19 protein-coding genes are annotated in these 17,619 nt (G+C 71.7%); 8 read left to right on the top strand and 11 right to left on the bottom strand.

The genetic code is table 11. From position 1 onward, the window contains the following. Window positions 1-74: 74 nt before the first annotated feature. From ACWCO3_RS06760 to ACWCO3_RS06750, 3 genes are all read right to left on the bottom strand, one after another. Window positions 75-1,013, bottom strand: a complete 939-nt coding sequence (locus ACWCO3_RS06760) for a polysaccharide deacetylase family protein (protein ID WP_450008871.1) — start codon at window positions 1,011-1,013, stop codon at window positions 75-77. A gap of 77 nt (window positions 1,014-1,090) precedes the next feature. Then, window positions 1,091-1,432: a YnfA family protein gene (locus tag ACWCO3_RS06755; RefSeq protein ID WP_358053036.1), complete on the bottom strand. Its 342-nt coding sequence runs from the start codon at window positions 1,430-1,432 to the stop codon at window positions 1,091-1,093. A 73-nt stretch (window positions 1,433-1,505) separates the two neighbouring features. Next, window positions 1,506-1,700: a CsbD family protein gene (locus ACWCO3_RS06750; RefSeq protein WP_088989634.1), complete on the bottom strand. Its 195-nt coding sequence runs from the start codon at window positions 1,698-1,700 to the stop codon at window positions 1,506-1,508. Window positions 1,701-1,856: 156 nt separating this feature from the next. Here ACWCO3_RS06750 and ACWCO3_RS06745 point away from each other — a divergent pair, with 156 nt between their 5' ends. Beyond that, the gene (locus ACWCO3_RS06745; protein WP_354889168.1) at window positions 1,857-2,468 is read left to right on the top strand and encodes a histidine phosphatase family protein; all 612 of its coding nucleotides are present in this window, start codon (window positions 1,857-1,859) and stop codon (window positions 2,466-2,468) included. On the opposite strand, the gene ACWCO3_RS06740 is transcribed toward ACWCO3_RS06745, so the two are convergent. The 3 genes from ACWCO3_RS06740 to ACWCO3_RS06730 all read right to left on the bottom strand — a co-directional run bounded on the left by ACWCO3_RS06740 (window position 2,398) and on the right by ACWCO3_RS06730 (window position 5,243). Further along, a complete protein-coding gene (locus ACWCO3_RS06740) occupies window positions 2,398-2,904 on the bottom strand; it encodes an Lrp/AsnC family transcriptional regulator (protein WP_145781945.1) in 507 nt (168 codons plus the stop codon). The genes ACWCO3_RS06745 and ACWCO3_RS06740 overlap by 71 nt on opposite strands. A gap of 84 nt (window positions 2,905-2,988) precedes the next feature. After that, window positions 2,989-4,131: an acyl-CoA dehydrogenase family protein gene (locus tag ACWCO3_RS06735; RefSeq protein ID WP_145781947.1), complete on the bottom strand. Its 1,143-nt coding sequence runs from the start codon at window positions 4,129-4,131 to the stop codon at window positions 2,989-2,991. Continuing rightward, entirely contained in the window at window positions 4,128-5,243 is a 1,116-nt protein-coding gene (locus ACWCO3_RS06730; RefSeq protein WP_450008866.1) for a M24 family metallopeptidase, read from the bottom strand. The genes ACWCO3_RS06735 and ACWCO3_RS06730 overlap by 4 nt, the downstream gene beginning before the upstream one ends. Window positions 5,244-5,447: 204 nt before the next feature. On the opposite strand from ACWCO3_RS06730, the gene ACWCO3_RS06725 reads away from it, so the two are divergent. Then, window positions 5,448-6,815, top strand: coding sequence for a glycosyl hydrolase family 18 protein (locus ACWCO3_RS06725; RefSeq protein ID WP_145781952.1), 1,368 nt, complete (start codon window positions 5,448-5,450; stop codon window positions 6,813-6,815). A gap of 38 nt (window positions 6,816-6,853) precedes the next feature. On the opposite strand, the gene ACWCO3_RS06720 is transcribed toward ACWCO3_RS06725, so the two are convergent. Further along, the gene (locus ACWCO3_RS06720) at window positions 6,854-7,741 is read right to left on the bottom strand and encodes a winged helix-turn-helix transcriptional regulator (RefSeq protein WP_145781954.1); all 888 of its coding nucleotides are present in this window, start codon (window positions 7,739-7,741) and stop codon (window positions 6,854-6,856) included. A gap of 81 nt (window positions 7,742-7,822) precedes the next feature. Between ACWCO3_RS06720 and ACWCO3_RS06715 the strand changes: the two genes are divergently transcribed. Further along, a complete protein-coding gene (locus ACWCO3_RS06715; RefSeq protein WP_450008863.1) occupies window positions 7,823-9,100 on the top strand; it encodes an MFS transporter in 1,278 nt (425 codons plus the stop codon). A gap of 12 nt (window positions 9,101-9,112) precedes the next feature. Here ACWCO3_RS06715 and ACWCO3_RS06710 read toward each other — a convergent pair whose 3' ends face one another. Next, entirely contained in the window at window positions 9,113-10,180 is a 1,068-nt protein-coding gene (locus tag ACWCO3_RS06710) for a DUF4037 domain-containing protein (protein ID WP_450008861.1), read from the bottom strand. A 120-nt stretch (window positions 10,181-10,300) separates the two neighbouring features. Between ACWCO3_RS06710 and ACWCO3_RS06705 the strand changes: the two genes are divergently transcribed. Both ACWCO3_RS06705 and ACWCO3_RS06700 read left to right on the top strand, forming a co-directional pair. Beyond that, the gene (locus ACWCO3_RS06705; RefSeq protein WP_145781960.1) at window positions 10,301-10,528 is read left to right on the top strand and encodes a hypothetical protein; all 228 of its coding nucleotides are present in this window, start codon (window positions 10,301-10,303) and stop codon (window positions 10,526-10,528) included. Between the two features lie 59 nt (window positions 10,529-10,587). Next, window positions 10,588-11,514, top strand: coding sequence for a 5'-3' exonuclease (locus ACWCO3_RS06700; RefSeq protein ID WP_145781962.1), 927 nt, complete (start codon window positions 10,588-10,590; stop codon window positions 11,512-11,514). A 67-nt stretch (window positions 11,515-11,581) separates the two neighbouring features. Here ACWCO3_RS06700 and ACWCO3_RS06695 read toward each other — a convergent pair whose 3' ends face one another. Together ACWCO3_RS06695 and ACWCO3_RS06690 are read right to left on the bottom strand one after the other, a co-directional pair. Beyond that, the gene (locus ACWCO3_RS06695; protein WP_450008858.1) at window positions 11,582-12,298 is read right to left on the bottom strand and encodes an isocitrate lyase/PEP mutase family protein; all 717 of its coding nucleotides are present in this window, start codon (window positions 12,296-12,298) and stop codon (window positions 11,582-11,584) included. Window positions 12,299-12,346: 48 nt separating this feature from the next. Continuing rightward, window positions 12,347-12,649, bottom strand: a complete 303-nt coding sequence (locus ACWCO3_RS06690) for a GNAT family N-acetyltransferase (protein WP_145781966.1) — start codon at window positions 12,647-12,649, stop codon at window positions 12,347-12,349. 129 nt (window positions 12,650-12,778) lie between these two features. Between ACWCO3_RS06690 and ACWCO3_RS06685 the strand changes: the two genes are divergently transcribed. The 3 genes from ACWCO3_RS06685 to ACWCO3_RS06675 all read left to right on the top strand — a co-directional run bounded on the left by ACWCO3_RS06685 (window position 12,779) and on the right by ACWCO3_RS06675 (window position 16,930). After that, window positions 12,779-13,474 (top strand): DUF1223 domain-containing protein, encoded by a 696-nt coding sequence (locus ACWCO3_RS06685; protein ID WP_450008855.1) that lies wholly within the window; start codon window positions 12,779-12,781, stop codon window positions 13,472-13,474. A gap of 40 nt (window positions 13,475-13,514) precedes the next feature. Then, window positions 13,515-13,889 (top strand): MmcQ/YjbR family DNA-binding protein, encoded by a 375-nt coding sequence (locus tag ACWCO3_RS06680; RefSeq protein WP_145781969.1) that lies wholly within the window; start codon window positions 13,515-13,517, stop codon window positions 13,887-13,889. A 155-nt stretch (window positions 13,890-14,044) separates the two neighbouring features. Next, entirely contained in the window at window positions 14,045-16,930 is a 2,886-nt protein-coding gene (locus ACWCO3_RS06675; RefSeq protein WP_450008853.1) for a glycosyl hydrolase, read from the top strand. Window positions 16,931-17,001: 71 nt separating this feature from the next. On the opposite strand, the gene ACWCO3_RS06670 is transcribed toward ACWCO3_RS06675, so the two are convergent. Further along, on the bottom strand, window positions 17,002-17,619 hold a 618-nt coding region (locus tag ACWCO3_RS06670; RefSeq protein ID WP_450008851.1), incomplete at its 5' end, for an endo-1,4-beta-xylanase.

The following is a 17,619-nucleotide window of genomic DNA, read 5'->3' as shown; positions in this document are numbered from 1 at the left end:
CGTGACAGGTCACCGAACCCCGACGCCGCCCGACCGGCGACGCCGCCCGACCGGCGACGCCGCGCGACGGCGACTCAGCCGGCCAACACCTCGGACAACGGCGCCGGCGTCAACCCCCGCTCGCGCAACCCGGCCAGGATGTGCGGCAACGCCTCATCCGTCATCGCCGCATTCGCCTCGGTCACGTGCATGATCACCACCGACCCCGGACGTACGTGGTCCAACACCGCCCGCACCAACGGCTTCCACGCCTTCGCGAACGGATCACCGCTGACCACGTCCCCGTCGACGACCGTCACGCCCAGCGGGGCCAGAGCGTCCAGCGCCGCCGCGTCGTGACACAGCCCCGGGAAACGGAAGTACCGGGTCTGCCGACCCCCGTACGGTTTGATCACCTCGAACGTCTTCGCCACGTCGCCGCGTAACTCGCCCACCGGCTGCGAGGGCAGGTCGTAGCAGTCCCTGGTGAACGCCGCGTGCCCGTAGGTGTGATTGGCCAACTCGAAGCGCGGATTACCGGCGATCCGACGGGTGACGTCCGGATACCGCTGCACCCACTTACCGGTCAGGAAGAACGTCGCCGGGATCTGCTCCCGTTCCAACAGGTCGAGGATGCGCAAGTTGGCGTACGACTTCACCCGGCCGGCACGCAGGCTGGCCAACATTCCGTCGGTCATGTCCGCGTCGAAGGTCAACGCGACCTTGTTACCGGTCCGCGGCCCGTGGTTGACGACCGGCGCCCTGGTCCCGATGGGTGTCGCGCCCGGCACCCTGGCACCAGCCGCCGTCGGCGACGGGACACCTGTCGACGGCGGGGGCGCAGCGGCGCTGGACGGCACGACAGTCGGAGAGGCACCGACCGACGGCGCGACGGACGGGGTCGACGACGCGGACGAGCCGACGAAGACCGGCTGGTCCGGCGGCGGCACCCGGGACGCTCCACACCCGGCACTGCCGAGGACGGCCGCCACCACCAGGACGCCAAGAGACGGACGAATCCGAGCACGGTTCACGCCGCCGATCATCCCAAACCCGAACCGCCCTCACTGCCCCGCGACGGGGGGGGTGACAGGGATCGGCAAGGGTGGGGTCAGGCTGGACCGCCTCGTGGGGCGTACATGATGACCGCGACACCGAGCAGGCAGATCGCCGCGCCCGTCACGTCCCAGCGGTCCGGGCGGAAACCGTCCACCACCATCGCCCAGCCCAACGATCCGGCCACGAACACCCCGCCGTACGCGGCCAGGATCCGGCCGAAGTTCGCGTCCGGCTGGAACGTCGCCACGAACCCGTAGCAGCCCAGCGCGACCACACCGGCCGCGATCCACCACAGGCCACGCTGCTCCCGCCAGCCCTGCCACACCAACCACGCGCCGCCGATCTCCGCCAGCGCGGCCAGCGCGAACAACAGCAGGGAACGAAGCACCGTCACCCGGCGACACTAACCGCCACACGCGGCGGGTCCCCGGGCGACGGTGCACCCGGGGACCCGCGAACCGCTCAGGTCACTTCGTGAAGGAGTCCTTCACGTTGCGACCGGCGTCCTTGACGTTCTGACCGGCCTGCTTGGCGCGCGCGTCGCTCTGCTGGCTGGCGCCCTCGCCACGCATCCGCTCGTTGTCGGTCATGTCGCCGACGCGCTCCCGTGCGGCGCCGGCCATCTGCTCGACCTTGTTCTTTGCCTTCTCGGTGAAGCTCATCGCGCCTCCTCGGTCTGGCTGTTGTCCCTGCTCGCTTGCCCGGTCTCTGGGTGCCGAAACCGGCAGTGCCGGTCGGCACACCCGCTAAGGCATCCTAGGAAGATAGGTTGAGGGAGGGTCGCCTACCGACCCCCGCCGCGGTGGTTAACTGGCCGCATGGGAGAGCTCCTGCTGATCCGGCACGGCGAGACCACCTGGAGCGCCAGCCTGCGGCACACCTCGTACACCGACCTGGAGCTCACCCCCGACGGCGAGCGACAGGCCCGCACCCTGGCCGCGTTCCTGGCCGGCCGGCGGTTCGTGACAGTGTTGGCCAGCCCCCGCTCCCGGGCGCTGCGCACCGCACAGCTCGCCGGCCTCACCGTCGACGCCGTCGACGAGGACCTCAGCGAGTGGAACTACGGCGAGTACGAGGGGCGTACCACCGTCGACATCCACTCCGACCAGCCGCACTGGAACATCTGGACCGACGGCTGCCCCGGCGGGGAGTCCCCCGCGCAGGTCGGCGAACGGGTCGACCGGGTGCTCGAGCGGGTCACCCCGCTCCTCGACCGGGGCACGGTCGCGCTTGTCGGTCACGCCCACAGCCTGCGAGTGCTCGGCGCCCGCTGGATCGGCCTGCCCCCGTCCGCGGGTGGCCGGCTACGCCTGGAGACCGCCACGGTCAGCGCGCTCGGTCACGAGCACGGCCGGCAGGTCATCCTGCGGTGGAACCAGCCGGCTCCTCCGGCGCCCGGGACCGCGACCGACCCGGCGCCGCGGCACTGATCTTCGGCGGCCGGTTCTCGTACGGGGTCGACAGCACCACAGTGGTCCGAGTCGTGACGTTCGCCGAGGTGCGGATCTCCTGCAACACCCGCTCCAGGTCGGCGGGACTGGCCACCCGCACCAGCAGCATGTAGAAGTCCTCCCCCGCCACCGAGTAGCAGGAGTCGATCTCGGGCAGGTGCGACAACCGCTCCGGCGCGTCGTCCGGCTGCGACGGGTCGAACGGGCGGATCGCCACGAACGCGGTCAGCGGCAGGTCCAGCGCCTCGAACGACACCCGGGCGGCGTACCCCTTGATCACCCCGCGTTGCTCCAGCCGGCGCACCCGCTGGTGCACCGCGGACACCGACAGCCCCACCTTCTCGGCCAGGTCGGTGTACGACAGACGGCCGTCGGCGGTCAGCGCGGCGACGATAGCGCGGTCGATCTCCTCCACGGCGTGCAACCTACCGGGAAAACCGCCCGACGGCGACGCAGTACCCGGCGCGGCCACCGTGGGCCGCGCCAGCACCCGTCGTCCTCAGCCCCGCGCCAGGTCCCGGGAGATCACCATCCGCTGGATCTGGTTGGTGCCCTCCACGATCTGCAGCACCTTGGCCTCGCGCATGTACCGCTCCACCGGGTGATCGGCAACGTAGCCCGCGCCGCCGAGCACCTGTACCGCGTCGGTGGTCACCCGCATGGCCATGTCGGTGGCGAAGAGCTTCGCCTTGGCCGCCTCGATCGCGTACGGGCGGCCGGCGTCGCGCAGCCGGGCCGCCGCGAGGGTCAACGCGCGGGCCGCGGAGATCTGGGTGGCCGCGTCCGCGAGCAGGAAGCCCAACCCCTGGAAGTCGATGATGGACCGGCCGAACTGCTGCCGTTCGCGGGCGTAGCCGACCGCGTAGTCCAGGGCCGCCTGGGCCAGCCCGACTGCGCAGGCCGCGATGCCCAACCGGCCGGAGTCGAGGGCGGACATCGCGATGGTGAAGCCCTCCCCCTCGCCGCCGATCAACCGGTCGGCCGGCACCCGCGCGTCGTCGAAGGCGATCTGGGCCACCGGGGAGGCGCGCAGACCCATCGTCCGCTCGGCCGCCTGCGGGGTAATGCCGGGAGTACCGGCGTCGGCGACCAGGCAGGAGATCCCCTTGGGGCCGGGCCCGCCGGTGCGGCAGAAGACGTTGTAGAAGTCGGCGGTCCGGGCGTGCGTGATCCACGCCTTGGTGCCGGAGACCAGGTACGTGTCGCCGTCGCGGACCGCCCGGGTGCTCAGCGACGCCGCGTCGGAGCCGCCCTGCGGCTCGGAGAGGCAGTACGCGCCCAGCAGTTCGCCGCCGATCATGTCGGGCAGCAGCTTGCGCTGCTCGTCGCTGCCGAACGCCGCCACCGGGTAGCAGGACAGGGTGTGCACGCTGACCGCCTCGGCGACCGCGAGCCAACGGCTGGCGAGGATCTCCAGCACCTGCAGGTACACCTCGTACGGCTGGGCGGCGCCGCCGTACTCCTCGGGGTAGGGCAGGCCCAGCAGGCCGGCCCGGCCGAGGGTACGCAGCACCTCGCGGGGGAACTCGGCGCGCTCCTCGAAGGCGGCGGCCTTCGGTGCGAGCTCGCGGTCGGCGAGCTCGGTGGCGAGACCCAGCAGGTCGTGGGCCTCGTCGGTGGGCAGGATCCGGTCGACAGTCATAGCGCGATGAGCTCCGTGGGGGTGGTGTTGAGCTGTTGCACGCCGTCCGTGGTGCAGACGACGATGTCCTCGATGCGGGCGCCGTGCCGGCCCGCCAGGTAGATGCCCGGTTCGATGGAGAACGCCATCCCGGCCTCCAGGGGCCGGTCGTTGCCGGCCACCAGGTAGGGCTCCTCGTGACCGTCGAGGCCGATGCCGTGGCCGGTGCGGTGCAGGAACGCCTCGCCGTAGCCGGCGGCGGCGATCGGCTCACGGGCCGCGGCGTCGGCCTGCGCGCCGGTGATCCCGGGGCGCACCGCCGCGACGGCGGCGCGCTGGGCGTCGCGGAGCACCTCGTAGTAGTCCAGGAAGTCGCCCGGCGCGGACCCGCCGGCCAGGTAGGTGCGGGTGCAGTCCGAGCGGTAGCCGGAGGGCATCGTGCCGCCGATGTCGACCACCACCGGCTCGCCGGCCCCGATCGGCCGGTCCGAGGTGCCGTGGTGCGGGCTGGCCCCGTTCGGTCCGGACGCCACGATGACGAAGTCGACCGTCACGTGCCCGGTAGCCCGGATCGCCGCGGCGATGTCGGTGGCGACCTCGGCCTCGGTGCGGCCGGGGCGCAGCCACTCGCCCATCCGCAGGTGCACCTCGTCGATGGCCCTGCCGGCCTCGGCGAGCGCCGCCACCTCCGCCGCCGACTTACGGATGCGCAACTCCCGCAGGACCTCGCCGGCGAGCCGCTGCGCGGCGTCGGGAAGCGCGGCGCGCAGCGCGAGAACCTGCTCGGCCCACATCCGGTCGGCCAACCCGACCGCCGCGACCGGTCCGTCGAGGGCGGCGGCGACCAGGGGGTACGGGTCGGTGCCGTCGACGTGGTCGACGATGCGCACACCGGTGGCCGGCGCGGGGGACGCCTCCGCCGCGGGGCGTTCCAGCCTCGGCACGATCAGGGTCGGCTCACCCTCGGCGGGCAGCACCAGGCAGGTGAGCCGCTCCCCCGCGTGGGCGTCGTATCCGGTCAGGTAGCGCAGGTCGCTGCCGGGTGTGAGCAGCAGGGCGTCAAGGCCGGCTGCGGCGGTGGCGCGCTGCGCGGCGATCAGCCGATCGGGCGGATACAGCTCGTCGGTTCCCACACCGTCAGCTTAACGGTCGTTTGGGCCAGGGTGGAATCCGGACAACCGGCACGAAGGAAATCTACCGTCATTGATTGACTCGGACAGTTAACACTCTTTAAGATTTGGCTGCCTCGAGGCCCACCCGTTCCTGCGTCCCCGCACCTCCCGCCCGCGACAACCCTGCGCGGGCGGTGTCGTCCCCCGCCCACGGGAAGGCCCCCGATGTCCTCACCACTGCGCCGCGCCCTCGCCGCCGGCCTGCTCGCGTTGGCGACCGCCGCCGCCACACTCACCGTCACGTCCACCGCCGCGCAGGCCGTGGTGCTGCCGAACAACTTCAAGAGCGTCGGCTACATGCCCTCCTGGGCCGGCAACATCAACACCATCCAGTACAACAAGCTGACCCACATCAACTACGCCTTCATCCTGCCCAACAGCGACGGCAGCCTGCAGGGGGTCGACGGGGCCCGGCTCTCCTCGCTGGTCTCGCAGGGCCACGCCAACAACGTCAAGGTGTCGATCGCGGTCGGCGGCTGGAACGACGGCAACGACTCCGCCTTCGAGGCCCTCGCCGCCAACTCCGGCAGCCGCACCAACTTCGTCAACAACCTGGTCAACTTCGTCAACCAGTACAACCTCGACGGCGTCGACATGGACTGGGAATACCCCGACGCGGGCGCCTCGGCCAACAACTACACGGCCCTCATGACGCAGCTCGGTGGCGCGCTGCGCAGCCGCGGCAAGCTGCTCACCGCCGCCGTGGTTTCCGAGGGCGGCAGTGTGCAGGGCGTGCAGACGGCAGTCTTCAACCAGGTCGACTGGCTCAACATCATGGCGTACGACGGCGGCAGCCCGCACGCCAACTACGACTGGTCCATCAACGCCATCAACGGGTGGAAGGCCCGGGGTCTGCCGGCCAGCAAGGCCGTGCTCGGCATCCCGTTCTACAGCCGCCCGGTCTACTACAACTACTCGTACCTGGTCGGTCTGGACCCGGCGAACGCCAACCGGGACTGCGCCACCATCAACGGCTCGCAGCAGTGCTGGAACGGCATCCCGACCGTCAAGCGCAAGACGCAGTGGGCGTTGGCCAACGCCGGCGGCGTGATGAACTGGGAACTGAGCCAGGACACCAGCGGCTCGACCTCGCTGCTCAGCGCGATGTACGACACCATCATGGGTGGCACCACGCCGCCGCCGACCGGTCGTACCGGCCGGATCACCGGCATCGGCGGCAAGTGCGTCGACGTGGCCGCGGCGAGCACCGCCAACGGCGCCGCCATCCAGCTCTATACCTGCAACGGCACCAACGCGCAGACCTGGACCGTGGCCAGCGACAGCACGCTACGCGCCCTCGGCAAGTGCGCCGACATCACCAGCGGCTCCACCGCCAACGGCGCGAAGGTGCAGCTCTGGGACTGCAACGGCAGCGGCGCGCAGGTCTGGCAGGCGCAGTCCAACGGGACGCTGCGCAACCCGCAGTCGAACAAGTGCCTGGACGCCAGCGACAACAGCTCCGCCGACGGCACCCGGCTGCAGATCTGGGACTGCTTCGCCGGCGCCAACCAGCGCTGGACGCTCCCGGCCTGACGGTTCGGTCGCAACGATCCCCGGACGACGCCCCCGCGTCAGCCGGGGATCGTTGCGTGTTCGCGGGCCAGGGTGAGCATCTCCTCCACCGAGCCGGCCGGGTCGGTGACCGGGAACTGCACGGCTCGCACCACCGCCTGCGGGTCGACCAGCAGCGTCAGTCGCTTGAACCGGGTCATCCCACCGGCGCGGAAAACGGGCAGCAGCAGCCCGGCGGCCAGCCGGCCGTCCTGGTCGGACAGCAGCGGAAACGGCAGCCCGGCGTACGCGGAGAAGTCGGCGAGCTGGTCCGGCCGCTGCGTGCTGATCCCGTACACCCGTACCCCGGCGGCCTGGAAGTCGGGGTGCCGCTTCGCGTACGTGGTCGATTCGAGGGTGCAGCCCCGGGCACCGGGGATCTCCGACCAGGCCGGCGGATAGCCCTGCGTCCCCGGCGCGTACGCCCCGGGGAAAAGGTAGAGGACGCTCCACGCGCCCGTCGCGGCCACCGGCACCGGGTGACCGTCTACACCAGGCAGCACGGCCTCGGGCAACCGCCGCCCGATCAGGTCGTGCGCCCGGCGCGCCTCGGCAGACCCGGCGTCGGCCGTCGCGGTCAGCTCTCCGTCACCCATCAGGTGTTTCGTCCCCCATTCCTGCAGGGCGATCAGCACCGGTAGGAGCCCTTCGCCCTTCCCGGTGAGCAGGTAGTCGTAGCGCGGTGGGTGTCGTGAGTACGGCCGGCGCTCCAACACCCCGTGCTCGACCAGGGCGCCGAGGCGCTCGGTCAGCGCCCGCCGGCTGACGCCCAGCTCGCGTTGCAGGGCGTCGAAGCGGGTCGTTCCACCGGCGACGTCGCGCACGATGAGGAACGTCCACCAGTCCCCCAGTACGCCGAGCGCCTGCGCGATGCCGCAGTCCGCGTCGGCAAGATCCTCTCGCCGCACCACTACCTCCGTTGCTCCCGCTCCGACTATAGTCCGTTCCAGTTTGGAACGCACTGGCTTTGGCGAACGGGGGCCGGCGACATGCACGTCGACGAACGGGCCGGGGTGTTCTGGCGCTGGTGGACCGCCGGCACGACCAGCATGGTCGGGTCGGCGGTCGGCTCGGTCGCCCTACCGCTGACCGCGCTCACCGTCCTCGACGCCTCCGCGTTCCAGATGGGTCTGATCACCGCCTCCAGCTACGTCGCCTGGATCGTGATCGGCCTTCCGGCCGGCGTCATCGTGCAGCGCCTACCGCTGCGCGGCGCCCAGGTGGGCGCTGACCTGACTCGCGCGGCCGCCGTCGCGTCCATCCCCCTGGCCTGGTGGTGGGGGCACCTCACCGTCGCCCACCTCGTGATCACCGCGCTCGTGGTCAGCTTCGCCAACGTCCTCTTCGACGTGGCCAACTCGACCTTCTTACCCAGCATCGTCGAACGGGAGCAGTTGCAGGCCCGCAACAGCCTCACCTCGGCCACCCACGCCGCGACCCTGCTCAGCGGCCCCTCCCTCGGTGGGCTCGCCGTGCAGGCCCTTGGCGCGGTGCCCACCCTGCTCCTCGACTCGGCCAGTTACCTCCTCTCCGCGGCGCTGCTGCGGACGCTGCCCGCCCGGCGTGTCGACGCACCGGACCGCTGGCCTCCCGTCGGTGACCTGATCCGCGAAGGCTGGCGCTTCGTCGCGCACCACCCGGTGATGGGGCCGAGCATGTGGGCCGCGACGGCGATGAACTTCGTCTGCGGCGCGCAGTTCGCGCTCTTCCCGCTCTACCTGGTCCGCGAGTTGCACGCCCCGGCCGGTCTGGTCGGAATCCTGATCGCCGTCGAGGGCGTCGGCGCGCTTGTCGGCGCGGCGCTCACCACCCGGATCACCACGCGAATCGGCACCGCCCGCGCGCTGGTCGCCTCCGGATTCACCACTGTCGCCGGTGCGTTCCTGATCCCGTGGGGCACCGGGTGGCTGGCGTACGCCGCCTTCGCCGCCGGCAGCGTCGTCTTCTCCCTCGGAACGGTGGTGCTGAGCGTGACCACTCGGACCTACCGGCAGATCGCCAGCCCACCCGACCTGCTCTCCCGGGTGATGGCGACCGTGCGCTTCGTGTCCTGGGGCGCGATCCCGGTCGGCGGACTGGTCGCCGGCGTGCTGGCCGGGCCGCTGGGTGCCCGCGCCACCCTGTTCGTCTTCGCGGCGACACTGGTCTGCGCGCCGATGGTGCTGCTGCTCTCCCCCGTCCGGCACCTACGCGACCTCACCGACCACGACCAGGGCGACGAGCCGAACCGCCCCGCTTCGTCGACGGTCGGTGCCGGGGGTCGGTGACCGGACGGCTGATCAGACGCTGCCGGCGATCCGGCGCACCCGTGCCGCGTCGGTGAGGACATCGACGCTGTGCACGTACTGGTCGACCGCGCCCACCAGCGGCCGGGCACGCAGCGCCGGGTCGGTCACTCCGGCACTGAGCGCGGCGGCGATCCTCTCGGCGCGCAGCACCAGGAACGGGCGGCTGTGGAACGGCCGCGCCCGGGCGCGCACCGGCACCGCGAGACGGGTGTCGTCGGTCCATCGGGCCACCGTCTCCAGGGCCTCGACGAGCCCCGCCTGACGCCGCGCCCAGTCGCCCGGGCCGAGCGCGTCGGCCAGCGCCACGATCACCGGCTCGGCGTCGTCCAGCCGGCCGAAGACACTGCCGAGCCACTTGTCGTACGGCGGCCAACGCCGGTGCAGCAGCAGACCGAGTCGCATGAGATCCCGGGCCAGCCCGGCGGTCACCATACGACTGCCCAGCTCGTCACCGACCTCGGCACACCGGCCGGGCAGGTGCTCCGCCTGGGCGATCCGGGTCCAGACGGCGGCGAGTACGTGGCGCCACACGTCCGTCGGATACCAGGCCACCGCCGTACGCCGGGCCGTCAGCGCCCCACCGAGACCGTCGTGGAAGACCGCGCCGCCCGTCACCTCCGCCAGCCGCTGGGTCGGGGTGGCGAGCCAGTCCGCCGTGGTGACCCCGGCGGCCGGGTCGAAGCCGAGCCGGTCGTGCCACCAGCCGGTCAGTTCGGCGACGTCGACCCCGTGCCGGCTGCCCGCCGGGTCGGAGACGCCCAGCCGCCCGTCCTCGCCAACGAAGCGGGTCGGCCAGCCGAGGAACTCCACCGGCAGGTCGGCGTCGAGCGCGGCGCGCAGCGCGGGGACCCGGGCCACCTCGGCTGCCGGGACGAACAGCTGCACGCGCGGCCCCCAGTCGTGGTCGGTGGACCGCACGGTGTCCAGGCCGAGCAACTCCGAGCCACCGTCGAGCAGTCCGGCCGCGTACGGCAGGTGGGGACACCGGCGGCGCAGGATCGGCGCGACCACCTCGTCGTGGTAGCGACGGGCCAACGTCAGACCGGGAAGAAACGCCATACCGGCAGTCTGCGCCGCGCGGCGACCAGGCCGCACAGTCGTTTTCCGGCCCGGCGCGTCCCCCGCGGCCCTAGCCTGGGGTCGGGGTCCCACGCGGCGGCCCCGACCGGGAGGACCGACGTGGCAGGGAACGAGGCGAACCGGGCGGCGACACGCCGTCGCCGGCAACTGTGGGCGGGAGTCCTCGCGCTCGTCGGCCTCGTTCTGCTGATCGTCGGACTCACCGTGGCCGATGGCGTCGCGGCCTGGGTCGAGGTGCTCGTGGCGATCCTGTTGCTGGTGGCGAGTTATGTCGTGCAGCACCTGGCCCGGCGGGAGACCGTCTACCGGCACGACGACAAGCGCTGACAGCGCCGGACGGGCGGGGGTGCCTCGGATCGTCGGAGGGCTGTGCCAGGCTGTCCGGCGTGGCACACCGACCTCCGATCCTGCTGATCGACGCAGCGAGCCTCTACTTCCGGGCCTACTTCGGCATTCCGGAGTCCGCCGCCAAGGCCGAGGACGGCACCCCGGTCAACGCGGTGCGCGGTTTCCTCGACATGCTCGCCACCCTGATTCGCGTGCGGGGCGCCGACCGGATGGTCTGCGCCCTCGACTACGACTGGCGCCCGGCGTGGCGGGTCGACCTGCTGCCGTCGTACAAGGCGCACCGGGTGGCCCCGCAGGGCGGCGAGATCGTTCCGGACACGCTCTCCCCACAGGTGCCAATGATCCTGGAGGTGCTGACCGCCGTGGGCATCACCGCGGTCGGCGCGACCGGCTACGAGGCCGACGACGTGCTCGGCACGCTCTCGGTGACCCAGCCCGGCCCGGTCGAGGTGGTCTCCGGTGACCGGGACCTGTTCCAGCTCGTCGACGACACCCGGGCGGTCCGGCTGCTCTACGTGGGGCGCGGCGTCGCCAAGCTGGACGACTGCGACGACGCCGCGGTGCGGACACGCTACGGCGTGCCCGCCGACCGGTACGCAGACTTCGCCGCGCTGCGCGGCGACCCCAGCGACGGGTTGCCCGGGGTCGCCGGCGTCGGTGAGAAGACCGCCGCCCGGCTCATCGAGCGGTACGGCAGCATCGCCGGCATCCTGGCCGCGCTGGACGACTCCGACTCGTCCTTCGCACCGGGCCTGCGTACCAAGCTGGCCGCGGCCCGCGACTACCTGGCCGTCGCGCCGACGGTGGTCCGGGTGGCCCTGGACGTGCCCCTGCCGGAGCTGCCCACCACGCTGCCGTCCGCCCCGGTCGACCCGGACCGGCTGATCGACCTCGCCGGACGGTGGAACCTGGCCGGCTCCACCCGTCGCCTGGTCGACGCCCTCGCCGCCCGCAGCGACGCCTGACCGACTACCGACCACCGGGCGACCGGCGGGTGGCGACTGGACCGGCCCGGCAGGGCGGTGGATGTGCTCAGGCGCGCAGCCGTGCCGCCAGGTCGGTGATCGCCCCGATCGCGTACCGCTGCATGGCCGGGCCGAAGGTGATGCGCGTCGCGCCCCACCGCGCCAACTCGGCCACCGACGCGCTGTCCGCGTCGGCGACCATGTTGATCGGACCCGTGATGCCGTCGCGCAACTCCGGCAGCAGCTCCGGCGGGGCCAGGATCGGGTACACGCAGTCGGCGCCGGCAGCCGTGTAGAGGCGGGCGCGTGCCACCGCGTCGGCCGGGTCACCCGCGCCGGCCAGGAACGTGTCGACGCGCGCGTTGATGACGAGCGCGTCGCCGGCTTCGGCGCGTACCTCGGCCAACCAGTCCGCGTGCCGCTGCGGATCCTTCAGCGTGGTGCCGGCCTCGGAGTCCTCCAGGTTGCAGCCGACGGCACCCGCCTCCAGCAGCCGCCCGACCAGCTCGCCGGGGGTGAGGCCGTACCCGCCCTCCACGTCGGCGGACACCGGGACGGAGACGGCCCGGACGATCCGCGCCACCGCGGCGAACATCTCGTCGGGCGGGGTCGCGCCGTCCTCGTAGCCGAGCGATGCGGCGACCCCGGCGCTCGGGATGGCGAGGGCGGGATAGCCGGCCTCGGCGAAGGCCCGCGCGCTGGCCGCGTCCCAGGGACCCGGCAGGACGAGCGGGTCGCCGACCGCGCGGCCGTGGTGCATCGCCCGGAGGGTTCGAGCAGTCATCGTTCACGTCTCCCGATCGGATGGAGGGCGAAGATCAGCGTTGTACGCTTACTTGACCTTGCGGGTCGACCGAACCACGATGCTCTCGTACTCCGGGTGCTTGACCAGCCAGTCGGCGAGGAACGGACAGATCGGCACGACGGTTCGGCGCTTGGCGCGCGCGTCGTCCATCACGGCGCGGGCCAGCGTCGACCCGACTCCCCTGCCCTCGAACGCCGGATCGACCTCGGTGTGGGTGTAGGCGATGATCGAACCGGTCAGCTGATAGGTGACGAACCCGGCGACCGCACCCGTCTCGTCGCGCGCCTCGAAACGCTCCCGCTCCGGCGCGTCTGTCACGGTGAACTGCACCTGACCATCCAACCACCCGGGTGGCCGGTGTCCGCCCGGGGCCGACGGGAAGGTGACCCCGCGCGCATTGTCGCGGCCGGAACGGGGAACCCAACGCCCCCGGCCGCACGTGGGAGGAGACCCGCCACCATGACGAACCCATCGACGGGCGGCGGCTTCGCCGTCGTGGAGATGTTCACCTCGCAGGGTTGCAACAGTTGCCCCCCGGCGGAGGAGTTGCTGACCGAGATCGAGCGCAACGCCCGGGAGCGCGGTCAGGCCGTCTTCGGCCTCGGCTTCCACGTCGACTACTGGGACGATCTGGGGTGGCCCGACCAGTTCGCCGACGCGGCGTACACCGCGCGGCAGGAGGCGTACGCGCGCGCCCTGGGCACCCGGGGTCTGTACACCCCGCAGATGGTCGTCAACGGCACCGTCGAGTTCGTCGGGTCCGATCGTCGACAGGCGTCCGGCGCGATCGCGTCCGCCCTGGCGTCACCGACCTCCACCTCCCTCACGGTGTCCGTGGCCGAGTGGGACGGGCAGCGGGTGGTGCTGGACTACCAGGCCGAGCGGCCGCCGGCCAACACGGTGGTGAACGTGGCGATCGTGCAGCGGGGCCTGGACAGCGAGATCGCCCGGGGTGAGAACGCCGGGCGAAGGCTGCGACAGGACAACGTCGTGCGCGCCTTCGCGTCGGCGAGCCTGGGCGCCGAGCGGGGACGGCTGGATCTCGTGACACCGCCCGACCTCGATCCGCGCAGTGCCGCCGTCGTCGGCTACGTGCAGGAGAACGGCAACCGGGCCATCGTCGGCGCGACCCACGTCGAGCTGTCCGACGCGTAGTCTCGGCGCATGCGGTTGGCGCGCGGCACGAGGGGGCACGGTGGTTGACGCGGAGGACGTACGCCGGGTGGCGTTGGCCCTGCCGCACACGGTGGAGATCCCCAGCGACGGGTTCGACTTCCGGGTGGCCGACAAGGGCTTCGTCTGGTCCTATCCGGAGCGTGTACCGGGCAAGCCGCGGGTGATCCGACTCGACATCGCGGTGCTGTACGTCGGGGACGAGGCGGAGAAGCAGGCTCTCCTGCTCGGCGAGCCGGACGTCTTCTTCACCACCCCCGGGTACGACGGGCTGCCCCTGGTGCTGCTGCGCCTGGCGCAGATCGACCTGGAGCGCCTGGGCGAGCTGGTGACGGACGCGTGGCGGATGCGCGTACCCGAGGCGTTGCGGGGCGGCGTCCAGGGCGCCGACGCCTGACGACATCCGCACGCAACCGGACGGACACATTGACGGGAATCTCGGTGCTCCACTACCGTGGCCGTGAGAGCGCTCTCTCACCCGACCTTCCCCCCAATTCAGACGCACCGCGTCGGACCCGGAAACGGCCACACCCGGCGCGCGATGGAGGCACCATGAAACCTCCCGTCCCCCACCGCCGATGGGCCCTGGCCGCCGTTACCGCGTTGGCCCTGGTCGTCGGCGGCCTCGCGATCCCCGTCACCCGCGCGGCCGAGGCCGCACCCGTCGGCGCCGGCAGCTACACCACCACACCGGTCGGCCCGCTCCCGAGCGGGTGCGGCGCGATGTCCAGCAACCCCCGTCAGTTCGCCACCGCCAACGCGCCCACCGGCCCGATACCCACCAACGACTGGTGGTCCTCGCTGCTGTGGAAGCGCACCGACTGCTCCTTCAGCGAGCCCCTGCACGCCCACCCGATCTCGTACGACACCTTCACCGACGGGTTGGGCTTCTCCGCGAACTCCACACCCGCCATCAGCGGCACCGCGACCGGCGTCGGGGAGTTCCACTACCCGTACGTGCAGGACATCCGGGTCGGCGTCGCCGGACTCGCCGCACCGCAGGTCAAGGTGGACGGCTGGACGGACTGGACGGTCAGCCCGCACTGGAGCGACGGCACCCGCACCCTGCGCGCCACCATCGGCCACGGTCTGCCCTTCGCGTACTTCCAGGCCACCGGCGGCGACGCGTCGATCAGCACCGCCGGCACCCCGGACGTCTGGTCCAACAGCGGCGCCACCATCGGCTTCCAGGTCAGCGGCCACGACTACGTCGGGTACGCCCCGAGCGGCGCGAGCTGGACGGTCGCATCCGGCCGGATCTCGTCCACGTTGGCCGGTCGGGGATACTTCTCCATCGCCCTCCTGCCGCCGACGTCAAGCGCATCGGAGCGCGCCAGCCTGGCCGCGACCTACGGCCAGTACGCGCACGCCCACGTGACCGGCACCCAGGTCTCGTACTCGTACAACCCGGCGACGAGTGGTCTCACCACCACGTACGCGTTCACCACCACCGCCCGGGAGGGCACCGCCACGCAGACCGTGGTCAGCCTCTACCCGCACCAGTGGAAGTCGCTCAGCGGATCCACCGCGATCACCCCGACCTACCCGTCGGCGCGCGGCCGGATGAAGGTGCTGACCGGCGTCAACCAGTTCCGCACCGCGATGAAGTTCCAGGGCATCCTGCCGGAGTTGCCGGCCGTCGGCGACGGCAGCGGGAGTGACCTGGCGACGCTCACCAGCCAACTGGCGGCCGTTCGCGGCAACCCGATGGACCAACGCGGCAACGACACCTACTGGACCGGCAAGGGGCTCGGTCGGGCCGCCCGGATCGCCGAGATCGCCGACCAGGTCAACGACACCGCGACGCGCGACAGCGCGTTGAACGCGATCCGCAGCACCCTCACCGACTGGTTCACCGCGTCCAGCGGCAAGACCAGCCGGGTCTTCTACTACGACAACAACTGGGGCACCCTGATCGGCTACCCCGCGTCGTACGGGTCCGACCAGGAGCTCAACGACCACCACTTCCACTACGGCTACTACATCGCCGCCGCGGCGACCCTGGCCAAGTTCGACCCGACCTGGGCGGCCACCAGCCGCTACGGCGGCATGGTCGACCTGCTGATCCGCGACGCCAACAACTACCGCCGCGACGACACCCGCTTCCCGTACCTGCGGGACTTCGACATCTACGCCGGCCACGACTGGGCGTCCGGGCACGGCTCCTTCGGCTCCGGCAACAATCAGGAGTCCTCGTCGGAGGGGATGAACTTCGCCAGCGCCCTGATCCAGTGGGGGCAGACGACTGGTGACACCGCCGTCCGCGACGCCGGCGTCTTCCTCTACACCACCCAGGCCGCGGCGATCCAGGAGTACTGGTTCGACGTCAGCGACCAGAACTTCCCCGCCGCCTTCGGGCACTCCACCGTCGGCATGGTCTGGGGCAGCGGCGGCGCGTACGCCACCTGGTTCAGCGCCGAACCGGAGATGATCCAGGGCATCAACCTGCTGCCGGTCACCGGCGGGCACCTGTACCTGGGCAACAACCCGGCGTACGTGCGGACCAACTACGCCGAACTGGTCCGCAACAATGGCGGGCAACCGACGGTGTGGCAGGACATCCTCTGGCAGTTCCAGGCCCTCGGTGACCCCGACGCGGCGCTGGCGAACCTCCGCGCGAACCCCGGCTACACGCCGGAGGAGGGCGAGAGCCGAGCGCACACCTTCCACTGGATCCGCAACCTCGCGGCGCTGGGCACCGTCGACACGACGGTGACCGGCAACCATCCACTGTCGGCGGTCTTCTCCCGCAACGGCGCCCGCACCTACGTGGCGTCGAACCCGACCGCCAGCCCGATCACCGTGACGTTCTCCAACGGCACCACGCTGAGCGTGGGCGCCGGTAAGACGGCCACCACCGGGGCGTACACCTGGAGTGGCGGTAACGCGGCCGGCGGCGTACCCCCGACGACGCCGACGGATCCCCCACCGACGACCACCCCGCCGCCGACGACGACTCCGCCGCCGTCCACCGGCGGTCCGACGCGGTACCTGCTGCCCGGGGGCGGGTTGGGTGCCGCCGGTAGCGCGGCCACGACGACCGTCGCGGCGGCCAACGGCAACCACGACGGTACGCCCACCAACGCGCAGGTCTTCACGGCGACGGGCCTCAACCTCGCCTACTCCGGTGGGCAGACGACGTTCGACCTGTTCGTGGACGCGGGGACGGCGGTCGGCAACGGCGTGCAGGTGCGGGTCTCCTACGACCTCACCGGCAACGGCAGTTGGGACCGGGTGGAGACGTGGCGCTACTTCGCCACCGATCCGGTCTCGGGCTACGAGCACTACACCCAGGGCGCCGGCCTAGCCTCGGCCACCGGCACGTTGGGCGCGTTGAGCAACGGCAGGGTCCGGGTTGAGGTGTGGTCGGCGATCGGCAACAACCCCAGCACCATTGGCCTCGGCAACCAGTCGGTGCTGCGGCTCCCGTACTCCTGACCGACCCGCTGCGTACGACGGCCGGTGTGGAGAACCATCCTCCACACCGGCCGTCGTGTGCGCTCGAAGGGTCAGGAGGCGGTGCAGGTGGGCGTCATGCCGGTCCCGCTGCCCGTGCCCTGGAAGCCGAACTCGGCGACCTGCCCCGCGGTGAGCCGGCCGTTGTAGTCCACGTTGGCGAATCGCACCGTGCCGCTGGAGCCGCTGGCCGTCGCGCTCCAGGTGTTGGTGACGCTGGCGCCACTCGGGAGGGTGACGCTGACGTTCCACCCGTTCGTGCCGGCTGAGCCTGCGGTCACCTTCACGGTGGCCACGAACCCGCCGTTCCACGAGTTCAGCGACACCGACGCCGAGCATCCGCCCGTGGTCGGCGGCGGGGTGGTGGGCGGCGGGTCGGTGGGCGGCGGGCTGGTCGGCGGGGGCGTGGTCGGGGTGCCCGTGCCGGCGTTGAGGGCGTTCAGGACGTTGGTGTACGCGGCCTTCTTGTTGCCGTTGCAGTCGAACAGCAGCGCGTTGTCCGAACCACGCCACGAGTCGCAGTCGCGCACACCCCACACCGTGATACCGGTGCAGCGGGACACGTTCATGCAGGCCCGGGTGACGGCGCCGTAGATGTTGGCCTGGTTGCCACCGGTCATCACGTCCAGCTCGGTGATCTGCACATCCACACCGAGATCGGCGAACCGCTG

This window comes from Micromonospora sp. NPDC002411, from assembly GCF_053592955.1.
Note: the sequence above shows the minus strand (reverse complement) of the source record. Positions and strands in the feature narration are given on the sequence as shown.

Excerpts from the sequence above, each read along its gene's own strand:
- ACWCO3_RS06715 (WP_450008863.1), top strand. The coding sequence starts at position 7,823 with ATGCACGTCGACGAACGGGCCGGGGTGTTCTGGCGCTGGTGGACCGCC.
- ACWCO3_RS06710 (WP_450008861.1), bottom strand. The coding sequence starts at position 10,180 with ATGGCGTTTCTTCCCGGTCTGACGTTGGCCCGTCGCTACCACGACGAG.
- ACWCO3_RS06725 (WP_145781952.1), top strand. The coding sequence starts at position 5,448 with ATGTCCTCACCACTGCGCCGCGCCCTCGCCGCCGGCCTGCTCGCGTTG.
- ACWCO3_RS06675 (WP_450008853.1), top strand. The coding sequence starts at position 14,045 with ATGAAACCTCCCGTCCCCCACCGCCGATGGGCCCTGGCCGCCGTTACC.
- ACWCO3_RS06685 (WP_450008855.1), top strand. The coding sequence starts at position 12,779 with ATGACGAACCCATCGACGGGCGGCGGCTTCGCCGTCGTGGAGATGTTC.
- ACWCO3_RS06735 (WP_145781947.1), bottom strand. The coding sequence starts at position 4,131 with ATGACTGTCGACCGGATCCTGCCCACCGACGAGGCCCACGACCTGCTG.
- ACWCO3_RS06745 (WP_354889168.1), top strand. The coding sequence starts at position 1,857 with ATGGGAGAGCTCCTGCTGATCCGGCACGGCGAGACCACCTGGAGCGCC.
- ACWCO3_RS06695 (WP_450008858.1), bottom strand. The coding sequence starts at position 12,298 with ATGACTGCTCGAACCCTCCGGGCGATGCACCACGGCCGCGCGGTCGGC.
- ACWCO3_RS06750 (WP_088989634.1), bottom strand. The coding sequence starts at position 1,700 with ATGAGCTTCACCGAGAAGGCAAAGAACAAGGTCGAGCAGATGGCCGGC.